The 13,297-nt window shown below is 35.9% G+C and carries 10 protein-coding genes and 1 tRNA gene; 1 reads left to right on the top strand and 10 read right to left on the bottom strand.

Annotation, left to right across the window (positions count from 1 at the left end):
• Positions 1-6 precede the first annotated feature (6 nt).
• From AC1ECF_RS00675 to AC1ECF_RS00665, 3 genes are all read right to left on the bottom strand, one after another.
• On the bottom strand, positions 7-1,365 hold the full coding sequence (locus tag AC1ECF_RS00675; protein WP_480387457.1) for an MFS transporter: 1,359 nt from the start codon (positions 1,363-1,365) through the stop codon (positions 7-9).
• A 110-nt stretch (positions 1,366-1,475) separates the two neighbouring features.
• Complete coding sequence (locus AC1ECF_RS00670) at positions 1,476-2,486, bottom strand: sugar kinase (protein WP_480387456.1); 1,011 nt, start codon at positions 2,484-2,486, stop codon at positions 1,476-1,478.
• A 98-nt stretch (positions 2,487-2,584) separates the two neighbouring features.
• Positions 2,585-4,891 (bottom strand): glycoside hydrolase family 2 protein, encoded by a 2,307-nt coding sequence (locus AC1ECF_RS00665; protein WP_480387455.1) that lies wholly within the window; start codon positions 4,889-4,891, stop codon positions 2,585-2,587.
• Positions 4,892-5,177: 286 nt separating this feature from the next.
• Here AC1ECF_RS00665 and AC1ECF_RS00660 point away from each other — a divergent pair, with 286 nt between their 5' ends.
• Entirely contained in the window at positions 5,178-6,407 is a 1,230-nt protein-coding gene (locus AC1ECF_RS00660) for a helix-turn-helix domain-containing protein (RefSeq protein ID WP_480387454.1), read from the top strand.
• Between the two features lie 188 nt (positions 6,408-6,595).
• Here AC1ECF_RS00660 and AC1ECF_RS00655 read toward each other — a convergent pair whose 3' ends face one another.
• The 7 genes from AC1ECF_RS00655 to AC1ECF_RS00625 form a co-directional block, all read right to left on the bottom strand.
• Complete coding sequence (locus tag AC1ECF_RS00655) at positions 6,596-7,567, bottom strand: leucine-rich repeat domain-containing protein (RefSeq protein WP_480387453.1); 972 nt, start codon at positions 7,565-7,567, stop codon at positions 6,596-6,598.
• Positions 7,568-7,604: 37 nt separating this feature from the next.
• Positions 7,605-8,306 (bottom strand): hypothetical protein, encoded by a 702-nt coding sequence (locus AC1ECF_RS00650; protein ID WP_480387452.1) that lies wholly within the window; start codon positions 8,304-8,306, stop codon positions 7,605-7,607.
• Positions 8,299-8,829, bottom strand: a complete 531-nt coding sequence (locus tag AC1ECF_RS00645) for an RNA polymerase sigma factor (protein ID WP_480387451.1) — start codon at positions 8,827-8,829, stop codon at positions 8,299-8,301. The genes AC1ECF_RS00650 and AC1ECF_RS00645 overlap by 8 nt, the downstream gene beginning before the upstream one ends.
• Before the next feature lie 496 nt (positions 8,830-9,325).
• Positions 9,326-9,399: transfer RNA gene (locus AC1ECF_RS00640), tRNA-Arg, on the bottom strand.
• A gap of 85 nt (positions 9,400-9,484) precedes the next feature.
• Entirely contained in the window at positions 9,485-10,636 is a 1,152-nt protein-coding gene (locus AC1ECF_RS00635; protein WP_480387450.1) for a Ger(x)C family spore germination protein, read from the bottom strand.
• A complete protein-coding gene (locus tag AC1ECF_RS00630; protein WP_480387449.1) occupies positions 10,626-12,086 on the bottom strand; it encodes a spore germination protein in 1,461 nt (486 codons plus the stop codon). Before AC1ECF_RS00630 ends, AC1ECF_RS00635 begins: the two co-directional genes overlap by 11 nt.
• Entirely contained in the window at positions 12,083-13,243 is a 1,161-nt protein-coding gene (locus tag AC1ECF_RS00625) for a GerAB/ArcD/ProY family transporter (protein WP_480387448.1), read from the bottom strand. The genes AC1ECF_RS00630 and AC1ECF_RS00625 overlap by 4 nt, the downstream gene beginning before the upstream one ends.
• Positions 13,244-13,297: the final 54 nt, after the last annotated feature.

Below are 13,297 nucleotides of genomic sequence, written 5' to 3'. Positions count from 1 at the left end.
GTTTCCTTATTCTTTGGAAGCGCGTTTTGCTGCCAACTCTTTCTGCATTTTTGCTAAACGATTTTTGGTTAATGGGTAGAAGAACAATAAAATTAATAAAATGAGTAAATAAACGATAGCAGGGACTAATGTCGCTAATGTATGAATCCCATTAAGTGCTTCCTCTGTTTGAACTTCGCGTGCAGCGTCATAACCGATTGCCGCTATAGCAAAACCACCAATACCGCCGGCTATGGCTTGACCCACTTTACGTGCAAATGAATAGACAGAGTAAACTGTTCCATCTTCCCTTTGCGCGGTTAGATACTCCTGATAATCAATAACATCCGTTACAAATGCCCAAATTACGGTATTAAACAAGCCGAATCCAATAAAACCAATGAACGAAATATAAATGAATGTCATTGCATCGATATCTTTCAAGAAGTACAATACGAAATACGCTGCACTGGCAACGAGTAAACCTACAATGGACATTTCTTTCTTACCAAACTTAGTCGTAAGTGTTTTCACAAATGGGGCACAAAGTAATACAGCTATTGTTTGAGCAATACTTACAAGGCTTAATGTACCAGCACTTGAGAAGTAATCTTTAAATAGATATACGTTAACCGCACCAACAAGCATCATGTTCATCATAAAAATTAACGATGCAGCAAGTATTGCAATAAGTGGCTTGTTTTTTGCTAAACCTTTTAATGTCGTTTTCAAATCCATCTTTTCAGCTGATCCTTTTGGAGCAACGACACGCTCTGTAGTAAGCTTGTAACAAGCGATGTAGCTGCTGATTGAAAGAAGACCAAATAGAATTGCAGCTACAAAGAAACCACCTGCATCTGCTTTATTATCCACAAAGATAATTTGTGGTCCTAATGCATTGATAATTAAACCTGCTAATGTAGAACCAATTGTTCTATAGGTAGATAAGCTTGTACGTTCTATTGGGTCTTCTGTCATAACTGATGCCATAGACCCGTATGGAATGTTTACCGTACTATATAAAGTACCCCATACAAGATACGTTACGAATGCATATGCCTCATAGAATCCTGTAGTCATACCCGGGAAAGTAACGAACATTAATACTCCTGTGAACACAAGCGGGAATGACATTCTTAATATCCAAGGTCTGAATTTGCCATTTTTACTTGGATTTCTCGTATCAATAAAACGTCCCCAAGTAACATCTGCAACTGCATCCCATAGACGAGCAATTAAGAACAATCCACCTACCCACGCTGCACTTAGTCCATAAACATCCGTGTAATATACCATTAAAAATGAACTTACTAACAAGAAGAAAAAGTCGTTACCGAAATCACCAAACAAATACCCTAACTTATCGCGCATACCAAATGGCCGCATAGTTATAATTACCTCCATAATATTGACGTGTACGAGTACTACTCGTTTAGTATGAGCAGCACCCATACTTCTTTATAACTTTATTATGAGTAAATTTATTGAGGTAATACCTATCTTTTGATGACAACTTGTTTGCCGTTAATATCAAAATCTATAACTGCCTGTTTGCTTGCGACTTGGAAGTCACCAACGATTGTATGCTTCAAAGCAAAAGATGATAAAGCAAAGTCCAGTGTTTCGGTTAGACTAAAGGAGTTATTTAAACCATATAAAACTCCTGCGACGAAAGAGTCTCCTGTTCCAATCCGCTCGAGCACATTTACTTTAACGGGACCTAGCATATGTTGCTCGTTGCTCGTAACAACTGCACAACTTAACTTCTGTGCGTTGTCCCCTAGAACTTCTCGCTCTGTTGTAAAAAATGCATCTAGACCAAATTCTTCACACAATTCTTTTAGAATAACTAGTTTTTCAGCTAGCGTTTCAACTCTTGGTTGTTTCCCATGCAGCTCATGAATGGTATAGGCATCTAAATAGCTTCCAAAACAAACATTGACATAAGGTAAAATTTCCAAAAAAGCGTCCCTTGCTTCTTCAATACTCCAAATCTTCGTTCGATAATTAAAATCAAAGCTTACTTTAATACCCTTCTCTTGAGCTAATTTAGCGAGTTTTAAAGTAACCTCACGAGCTTGCTTACTAACTCCCATGCTAATACCGCTTAAATGAACCCATTTCACATTTTCTAGCATTTCCTCGAATTGATAATCACTCGGGAGTGCTTCAACAAAGGCCGAGTTTTGACGGTCATAAATAACTTCTGTCGGACGAGACGAGTATCCTTGTTCTACGAAATATAAACCCAATCTGTGACCTTTATGCACAACATAATCTGTATTTACGCCAAATTTACGTAATTGCATAATTGCTGCTAATCCTAGATTATTATCAGGTACACATGTTGTATAGGAAGCTTTAGTCCCCCAATTGCTTAGGGCGACAGCAATGTTTGCTTCAGATCCTCCAAATTCTATTTCTAATTGGCTAGCCTGTGTAAGAAGTCTGTTTTTGTATGGCGTTAATCGCATTAATATTTCACCGAATAACAGTATTGACTTCATTTTTGCACCATCACTTTCAGAATGTATGTTCAAATAGTATAGGCAGAACAGCTAGCTGAGTATTCAACTAGTTGTTCTGCTTATTACTTTTTGCCTACTTAGGATTTTTTAATTTTCGTTAATTCCTTGTTTAGGGCGTACATTAATTTATCCGTAAATATTTCTTCTGCTAATGAAGCAATATCGTTAATTGATGTACCTTCCATCATGCCGAACATCGGATGATCAGGACCAAAACCAGCTAGGTATTTATTTAGTACTGCTTTTGTTTCTTCATTTGCGAATAACTCACCTAAAGAACAACGTGTGGAGTATACATCATCCGTGATGATTATTTCTTCCACTTCCACATCTTCTAAGTCCGGCATATCAAACCAGTTAGCCACAGCTCCGCCTTTCCCTTCCTCAGGGCACTCATAGCTTGGATTTGGTTCTGCTACTTTATTGAAGTGTGCCACATCCACAAATTCTTTAGAATCTTCTTGTGCAATAGCTTTCACTTCATTTAGTCCAGCATTCAGCACTACATTTTCAAAGATAAAGATATGGCTATCGCTTGAACTTGCTTTAACCTCCTTACCATTTACAAGAAGCTTCACTTGATTACAGTTTGAATATACCTTCACCTTGATAACTTCATCAGAGCGATCTACAAAACGTTTGCTTGTAATGTGAACAAATTTTTCTGTAGACCAGTTTGCTTTGTACATATAAAAAGCATCTTTCTTAATCTTACGGTCGTAAGTAATTAACCCTTTATTGTTACGACCTTTCACGCCACCTTCATCACGAATGTTTGCACCAAAGTCAAACATATTCCACACATAAGTTGACCATAGGTATGGACGTTCAGAGAAAATTTTCCATACTTTTTCATGGTATAGTGCATGGTATTCTTCTGTATAATCCTTCACTTGTGGATCATTTGTGTGATACTCAATAATCCCTTCCGCACCATATTCAGAAATCCCAAGCTTCACCTGTGGGTTAATTGCATGGAAACCATCTAGCCACTCAGCAAAGTCTTCCGCTTTCCCTTGGTACCAGCCGTAGTATTTGTTATAACCAACGATATCCGTAAGGTAGTTATACTCATCCGTATCAGGAACCATCATAACGTTAGCCATCGTTGTTAAGCGAGTTGGGTCCTCTTGCTTAGTCAATTCATTTAATTCTTTTACGACTCTACGCACTTCTGGACGATCTCCGCCGATTTGAATCTCGTTTTGGATGCCCCAGAACATGATGGAAGGATGATTGAAGTTTTGACGAATAAGCTCAATCATTTGTTGTTTCGCATTAATTCCCTCTAATTCTGTCTTAGACATAATAGAGATGAATGGGATTTCCGCCCAAACAACCATTCCTTCACGGTCACATAGATCGTAGAAATATTGATCGTGCTGATAATGAGCCAATCGAATGGATGTAGCTCCAACTTCTTTAATCAAAGCCATATCTTCATCATGTTCTTTATGTGTGATTGCCCAACCCATGTCTTTACGATCTTGGTGTCTTGAAACACCATTTAGACGTAACGGTTTACCATTCAAGAAGAATCCTTTTTCTGAATCAACTTCGAAATATCTTACTCCGAAAGGTATAATTAGCTCGTCCACCACATCATTGAAGCTTGTTAATGTAATATGTGCTTTATACATATAGGCATTTTTTAGTCCATCCCATAATATAGGATTTTCAATTGTAGCTGGCATGTGAACTTCTTGGTTTTCTCCAGCAGATAAAACTACCTCTTTTGCTGCGTATGCAACCTTATTGCCTTCAGAATCTAATAAGTCTATCCACACACGTACTTTCTTCTCTTCTTCCAAATCATTTACTAATTTAGATTTAATCGTAAGAGATGCTTTTTCTTCGTTCACTTCATCTTGTACAATATAAACACCTTGAGAGCCGTAATCCATTAAATCAAAATGAACCGGATTTGCAATTACCAGGTTCACATCTCGGTAAATTCCTCCAAAGAATGTGAAGTCAGCCATTTGCGGATAAACATCCTCTACAACTGTGTTATCCACTTTTACAGCAAGCGTATTAGGCTTGCCAAATTCAATGACATCCGTAATATCAAAACGGAATGTAGAATAACCGCCACGGTGTTGACCCATGTGTTGTCCATTTACATAGACGTCCGTCACACTATTACTTCCGTTGAATTCAATAAATACCTTATTTCCAGAGGCCAAAGTGTCTACCAAAAATTCTTTACGGTACCAGCAAGCACCTTTGTAAAAATCAAAGCCATTCGCTCCGTCTATTGCATTCCATGTATGAGGAACGCTTACATTTTCCCAATCGTGATCGTTAAATGTTTTAGCTGAAGCATTTTCTACATCTTGTTTGCTAAACTTCCAAGCAGTGTTCAAATTAAGTATTTTTCTCATTGTTTGACTCCTTGTGTAGTATTCATACTTGAGGTAGCGCTAAAAACTCATAGAACAAGTATCTAAAGTAAGATTAAATCAGGTATGTAAACTGATGAAGATAGCGCTTACATTCTATTGAAAATAATTTTCAACTTGTAAAATGTGCATTTAACAGTTTATATTGTATTACTCAAGCAATTATTTTTTATCGTATTATCTTGCATCTTTTAGCACAAATTATGCGTATTTTGTACAGACCGGGACATAATAATTAGGAAGTAAGGATAGAAGAGGTGATAAAAGGATGGACCAAACCTTTGAATATGATGATTTCATTCGAATATGCAATATAATCTTTTCGTTAACAAACCTTGATGTAAAGCTAATCGATCAAGAGGAAAATATACTATTTCAATTAGATAGACTTACTATGCCCGCAAGCTTACAAAAAAACAATGTAAAATATTTCAAGATTACCAAAACACTTGAGAAGCACCCCCCCACGGCTTATTACTATCACACAAACACTTATGGACTTGATTATATAAGTGTGGGGATATGGAGAAATAATGTATTGTACGGAGGGATTATTGTAGGACCCTTTGTGGCTACAGTTCCTAACGACTATTTTGTTAGCAGTGTAATATCTTATAATAATTTACCGGTAAGCGAACATAACTCATTAAAGGAGTTTTATAAATCACTCCCTATTGTGAGTAGTGGTACTGCTAGCAGTATTGGTGCAACCCTTGTGAATTTAGTTAATCATACATACCTTCCTTCTCAGTTAATTACTTCTAGTTCCTTACATCCAGTGAAAAATAAGGGGAAACTAAAAGAAGATATTGTAAAAAGCGTTGATATTATCGAACTGCGTTATCAAAATGAAAAAATATTAATGGAAGCTATATCTAGAGGCAATAAAGAGGAGTTAAGGAAACTAATAAACGAACTAAGTTATACGCAATTAGATAAACGATTACCAGAAAGCCCTCTCAGAGGCTTTAAAAATTTATTAGTTGTGATGAATACCTTATGTAGAATTGCAGCTCAGAACGGTGGAGTACATCCAATTTATATACACAATATTTCTGAGAAATTTGCTATTTTAATTGAAAGAGCGAATAATTTACCATATCTGAAGGATCTAAAGAAGAAGATGGTGATAGAATATTGTGATCTTGTAAGTGAACATTCAACCAGAAAATACAGTGCTATTGTCCAGAAAGCTGTTAATTACATCAAATTACACCTCGAAAGCCCTCTTACTCTACAGGGAATTGCAGAAACCATTCACGTGAACGACTCCCACCTTTCACGAAAGTTTAAAGAAGATACCGGAATGAGCTTGATTGATTTCATTAATCAACATCGAATTGAAGCCGCAAAGGTTTACTTACAAACTAACTCTACTAGCATCACAGAAATTGCTTTTATAGTTGGGTTCAACGATGTAAATTATTTCAGTAGAGTATTTAAGAAAATAACTGGTGTTACTCCATCCCAATATAGGCGTAATCATCCTTTTGATTAGGCTATGGGATTTTTGTAGTGCTAAATTACTTCATAAAAACTACAGATAAACAGGATCATTCCTATTAAAAAGCGAGGAAGTGGATAAAATAAAGGACTAAGCCCACTAGTACTTATGATATATAGAGGCTTCGTCCTTTTTATTCATTATTAATAATAGTAGATTGTTTAGAATTGATAGCTATTTTTTTAATTAGCCATTATTTCTATTTCAGAAATCATTAAATCTCCTTTACCTTCGAGCAGCTCCCAATCTTTCACCTTGTCTTTATTAAGTATTAAATATTTTAACTCCTTGTTATCAATTAGCGGTTTAATAGACGTTACATTTGTATTTCTTATGTCCAAGTATGTTAGATTTTTTAATCTTGATAAAGGAGATAAATCTGAAACGGCTGTATCAGCAACTTGTAAACGCTCCAGGTTATTCAAAGAACTAGCAAATTCAAGATTAGTAAGAGGCGTTCCATTCATTAAAAGAAAACGCAAAGAGGTTAACTTGGCTACTACTGAAAAGTCCTCAATTGGATTATTCATTAAAGTAAGATCTTCAAGAGCCACTAATTTTTCGAGTGGTGCCAAAGACATAACTTGGTTATTCGTAATATCTAAATATTTAAGAGAATTCAAAGGTTCCAATGGCCCTAAGTCTTGTAATTGATTATTGACTAGAAAAATACTTTCTATATTTTGCAACTCTGGAAAACCCTTTAAATCCTCTAGCTCGCTATTTGATATTTCAACAGTATTTAAGTGCTTATAAGACTTTAAAAAATCCACTTCTGAAACAGGTGTATTTTGGAGATAAAGATATTTCAAGTTGCTTAACTGACTAATGGATTCAATATCAATAGGAGCAGTTACGAAAAGCTGTTCTAAATTTTTCATTTCAGATAATGCAGAGGTATCATCATTATTCTGGCTATTAATGGTTAAATTGCTTACCCTTAATAAGTCTTCATGTGTTAGATCTTCTTGCGGAACTCCAATCTGCTGAGAAATTTCGTTTAGTAGTGCAGCTGGAATATTTACCACCCCCGCTGTTTCAGTCTCTTCTTGAATTCCCATCTGTTGAGTATCATTCTTCTTTATACTATTGCTTTCACTTTCGCACCCAACTAACACAAAAATAAGAAATAACACCAGGTATTTTTTTCTCATCATTTGCCCCTTCTCTACTCGATATTTTTTAATCAACCTATACATCTGAATTTATATTGGCTATTAGCCACTCCCCATTTTGATAGACAAGTTCTATTATCAAGAAGTATGGATAAGTATTGGACCGATTAAAAGTAATATCATAAAACAACCTAAATCTTTGTCTGTCTCCATCAATAAATTCGTATCCATATAATTCAGAACTAGTTACATCTTCTTTGTAATTAAACGTAAATTCAAATTCATAATTCCCATATTCTATCGCAAAATTATCTTTTAATTTAGCTTCTGATGCAAGAAGTGATTGTGCTGTTGCTCTGTCTTTCGCGTAAAGCGCGAGCAAGAACTTTTCTACAACTTCATTCGTTAAACTTTTAGTTTCCTCTATTTCTTCTTCAGTTGGTTCCTTCACCTTGTCTTCTTCCGTTGTATCTACAGATAATTCATTATGTTCCTCGTTGTCTATGAATGACTTGTCATCCTCTAAATTTGAGTTTGATTCCCCGTTAGTTTTGCCGGTAGGTTCAACGTTCTTTTGCAAAACAGTGAACAACAGAAAGAACACAGAAGCCACTAAAACGATAGATATTGTATAACTCAGCAATCCTTTACCAAATATTTTATACCTCTCGTCCTTACGTTTCTCGGTTGCTTTCGTCTTAATCCGGTTCTCTAAGTGACGATTAAAACGGGGCTCTTTTCCTATGAAATAATCGATTTCTTTTTTTATTTCATTCATTCGCCCAACCCTCCCCGTTTACTACAGACAATTTTGTTTTCAATGACTTTCTAGCTCTTGATAGTCTTGTCTTCACCGTTCCTTCAGAACAACTCAAAATGAGAGCAATGGTTTCTATTTTAAATTCTTGATAGTAGAAGAGTAAAATCACTTCACGATATTTAGTTGGCAGTTTTAATATCTCTTCTAGTAACGTACTATTACGATCGTTAGAAAGTATTTCTTTTTCAGGGTTATAACTCTCTGTGAATGAACCCTTTATCTGCTCCGTAAAATTCTTCTTCTTATTTTTCCAACTCCTTAAATAGTCGTAGCAACAATTTATTGTGATTCTATATAAATAAGTTTTAAGAGTAGATTTTCCCTGGAATTGATCTCGATTTAAGTAATACTTTATAAAAACATCTTGCATGATATCTTCGGCTGCTCCCCAATCCTTTACCATCAAATATGCTAAACGAATTAACGGCTCCCCATGCTCTTTCATGATTTGTTCAAATTGTCGGTCATTTATCCCCTTCATTTTAACCTCCCTTTCCAATTAACTCCTAACTGCAATGTACCCTTTAGACGCAAAGAAAAGGAAAAAGGTTACAAAAAAAGTTAAGGAGGATAAATCCTCCTTAACTTAAATATTAGCTTTTTGGTGGAATTGAATTAGAAAAGTTAAACATTCCTCTTGCTATGGTCTTTGCAGCTTGTTCTCGAACTGAGCTCTGCTTTTATCTATCATTGTCTGCCTTGATAAATAAAACTTCTGGTAAGATAGCCCACCTATTTATTAAAAGGATCTACAACTTTAATATTTTCATTAATTCGCTTAGAAGGAGCCTTTTTAACACCACGATTTCTTACTCCAAGAGTAGTAGCCTTTTCTATAAACTTATCTTGTGTAGAAAATGTGTAGAAACCTTTCATTTTCTATCGGTTTCTCAAAAATAGAAAAAGCGCTCCAAACTCCCTAAAATATAAGGATTTGAAGCGCTTTTCTTTAAGCTCTAACATATTAAACCTTATTACGTCCCGGGAGGGATTCGAACCCCCGACCGACGGCTTAGAAGGCCGTTGCTCTATCCTGCTGAGCTACCGAGACAATTGTTTTTCGTTTCTTTAAAGAAATGAAAGACAATATATATTATCTGGTACTTTTTAATAAAAGTCAATATTGTTTTTGGTTTTTATTCGATTGTATCTTTAAATTTCTTTCTACCACTGTAAACTTTATTGACTTCTATCGTAAGAGATCGGATGGAGTCCTCTGTCAGTTCTACTTTTCCATCCTTTTGATATTTCCTCCACATATCAAGCTCATGTCGATAGACATATTCTGATAGTCGATAAATATCTATATCATGCTTTAGGCTTTCTTTATATGTCTCTTTAATTTCGTACTTTAATTGTTCTTTTACATTCTTTTTCACTTCATCGGCAGAAATCTTGCCTTCAAAGCTGCCTAGTAGAACATTCATATTTAGTTTTATATCAAAATATACTTGTCCTTGTTCCTCAAATGGTTTTACTTTAATTTTAAGGTTATCCACTATTGCAGCGAGATAGTCGCCTTCTTCTTCTCTTTTATGCGATACCTCGCCACGTATGGTTTCCTTAGTCATCCACTGAAGTCCGCGAACTTTGTCATCCTTGATAATCCCTTTTAGTTCCTTTGAGTTGATTGTAGCTACTCCCGCTACTTCTGGTAGCTGATCCTCGCCTTTTTCTGTCTTCCAATCCTTCATGGTGATATAGGGGATGTTCACCTCATGAGAAGGTTCATTTAAATCGATAATTAATTTACGGAGGTTAATAGGCTCAATAAATGATTCTTGTTTATAAGAGCTCATAGGATCTACAAGCCTTAGCCTTGTCATCGCATTATTAAATAGTGGATTTAAGAGCAAGATGTCTTCCACAGGATCTGATGTTGCATAAATCCATGCCTGATATCTTGTATCTCTATTACGAATAAATGCATTAATGGCTTCATCAGCCCTTCCTTCCTTTAACGCTTCCTCCGAAAACACCATATAGGTCATATGCCCCCAAAATATTTTTAAATCTATCGAATGGTAGACATCAAAAATAGCCTCTTCTATTGTATGCCCACTCCCCTTAGTCACCTCTACCTGTAAAGCATCCTGTTGGGGAGATTCGGTTTTTGCAATATTTACAAAATCAAGTATTTGCGTATACAGTTCGTATTTCCCGTCTTTGTAATCTACTCCAATTCCATAAATATAGCGCATTCTATTTGGTTCATTAGCATCCCAGCAGCTAGACAACAACGGAAGAAAAGCTAACAGTATACAAAGCTTTATTATTCTAGTTTGCATTGTCATCTTCTCCCCTGTTCTTATCTTGTGTATCTAAGTTGCTTGGTCTCTTCATATAATTTTTAGGGCTTAGCCTTAATAGGGTTTTTTTCATAGTAGAAAAGCTAAGATCGGTTCCTATATTCATAAATGGAACCCCAAAAATTCGTATATTCGATAAATATAAAATTAACGCATACAGACAAACAAAAAATCCAAACAATCCCAAGAGTGACGTAACTAGAATAAACATTATGCGAATAATACTTACTGCAGTTACCAAAGATTGATTTACCAAAGTAAAGGTAGAAATAGTAGAAATAGCAAGAATCACAATCATAGCTGGACTTGTTAAACCTGCTCGAATTGCCGCATCCCCAACAATCAAACCGCCAACAACACTTATCGTACCTCCTATGACGGATGGTAATCGAAGACCTGCCTCCCTAAATAGCTCGAACATGACAAGCATTACTAGCATTTCTACAACTGACGGAAGTGGGAGACCAGAATTGTTTTGAGAAATGGTTGCTAGAAGCTGAAAAGGGAGCTGATCCTGATGGAAACTAGTGAGTGCTAGCCAAAAAGCTGGTAGTATTAATCCCAAGATTAATCCAAGCACCCTTAATAACCGTTCAGCAGAGCTGAAAGCAACAGGATATTCTATATCCTCTCCCGATTTAAGTAGCATCAACAAATTTACAGGAGTAATAATCGCATAGGAGACACCATCTATTAAGATAACAATCCTTCCCCTGATTAATGACTGAACTGCATAATCGGGTCTACCAGTGTAGTCATTTCTCGGAATAAAGGGAGACGTCACATTCACCATCTCCATTAATAACTCACCACTAACAATGATATCGATATCCACCTGTTTTAATTGCTTCATTAAATCTTCTAGTATTTCTTTATCCACAATGTCATCCATGTAAAGAACGGAAACCTTCGTTTTTGATCTAGTGCCTATTTCTAGCTTTTCTATTGCCAACGAATTAGTTGGAAGTCTTTTCCTTATTAACGCCGTATTAACCTGAACGCTTTCTATAAAATTGTCCCGAGGTCCTTTAATCAGAACCTCCATTGAAGATGCTTCTGGATTTCTATTTGGTTTTTTTGCTATATTGCATGTAAACAAAAGGCCGTCTTCTTCAAAATATAGGAGTAGAAAGCCATTAAACACATCCGTGATCAAGTCGTCCTTTGAATTTACCTGTTTTAATCCAGGAACATAAAGGTGGTTTAAAATTTCATCTCTAAACTTCTCTTCGTCACTCTTATCCTCACAAAGCTTTTGGACCCGTGGAACTACCACTTCATTCAACAGCTGGACATCAACCATTGATTCACAATGGATAAAAAAGACCTTATTCTTACCAAATTGATACGTTTGATGCTTGATATCTGCATTCTTCTGAAATAATGCCTTCAAGGTTTTTAAATCAATAGTTTCCTCTGATTGTTTCATGAAGTCTCCTTCTCCTTCCCAACCGATTTTGCTCGCCTTCTCCTCCCTGATCGCTCTTGCTTTTCATTATTTTTCTTTTTCTTCTTAGAATAATAGGCCATGCCTGCCAATATAAAGGCTAAGATAAAAGTAAAAACAAAAGAAAAAACGAGAAAATAATGACCTCTTAATTTTGTGAAAATTTGATCGTTCAGCCAAACAAAATAAATACAAAGAAAGAAAAAAGCAGGAGCTAGTCCAAGCCAAATTTTCTTTTTCTTATTTTTTTGTTTTAGTTCAAGTAACTCAACAACGATAAATAAGAAAACACCAACACGTATGAAAGCTCCTGTAAGCCATTGATAAATGGAAAAAAAGTCTACATGCTCGATGTAATGGCCTATTGTTGCTAGCCCCCATTCCTCATAAGCAGGGTATTGCTGTTTTGCAGCTTCATCTGGACCAAATTCGGTAATGGCACCAATTAGAGGGCCTAAAGTTAATCCGCCTATTAAAAACAATAGAATCGCTAAGTGATGCCACTTCATTTTATCTTTAAAATGCTGCTGTATGAATAAAAGAAAAAGGAGCTCGGTATAACCTGATGCCGGGAAAACAGTGGCCTTCCAAACTGGTTCCATCCCATGCTCTAGCATAGGTAATAATAGTGAATGATCCTTTTCTGTTATATTTACAAACGCAATAAAAAAACCTAATATAAGCACCCCAAGCAAAACTATCACGTTGAGAATGGCAATCGTTTGTATATTGCTGGATGCTAATAGAATGCACAAAACCGTAAATACTATTAACAAAATAAGGAGAGGGGTTAATGGTAAGAAAGTCATTTTCATCCATTGGATTGCTTCTCGCATACTAATTGCGGCTGAGAAAACGAGAAATATACTAATGATATAAAGAAGCAACTTACCATGTCTAGGCCCGGCGGTATCTAATATCCATTCCCTCATATTTTGTTGTTTTGATTGATTATGGACGTATATCAAAAGAAATAGCCAAGGAAAAATAAGAATAGCTGATAAAATAACCGCCATCCATCCATCTCTCCCTCCATTGGCTAACATCGCTGGGAGAATCGAAACATGATTTTTTAAGCCAATCACCGTTAAGGTAATGGCGATGACATGCAATATACTAATAGGCCCTACTCTGTTCAATACGAAAACCCTCTATCACTTTTTGATACTCCCCAGTTTGGACAAAATTAGTGC

This window comes from Psychrobacillus sp. Z3-81, assembly GCF_056620325.1.
This window is presented reverse-complemented; position numbering and strand designations above follow the sequence as displayed.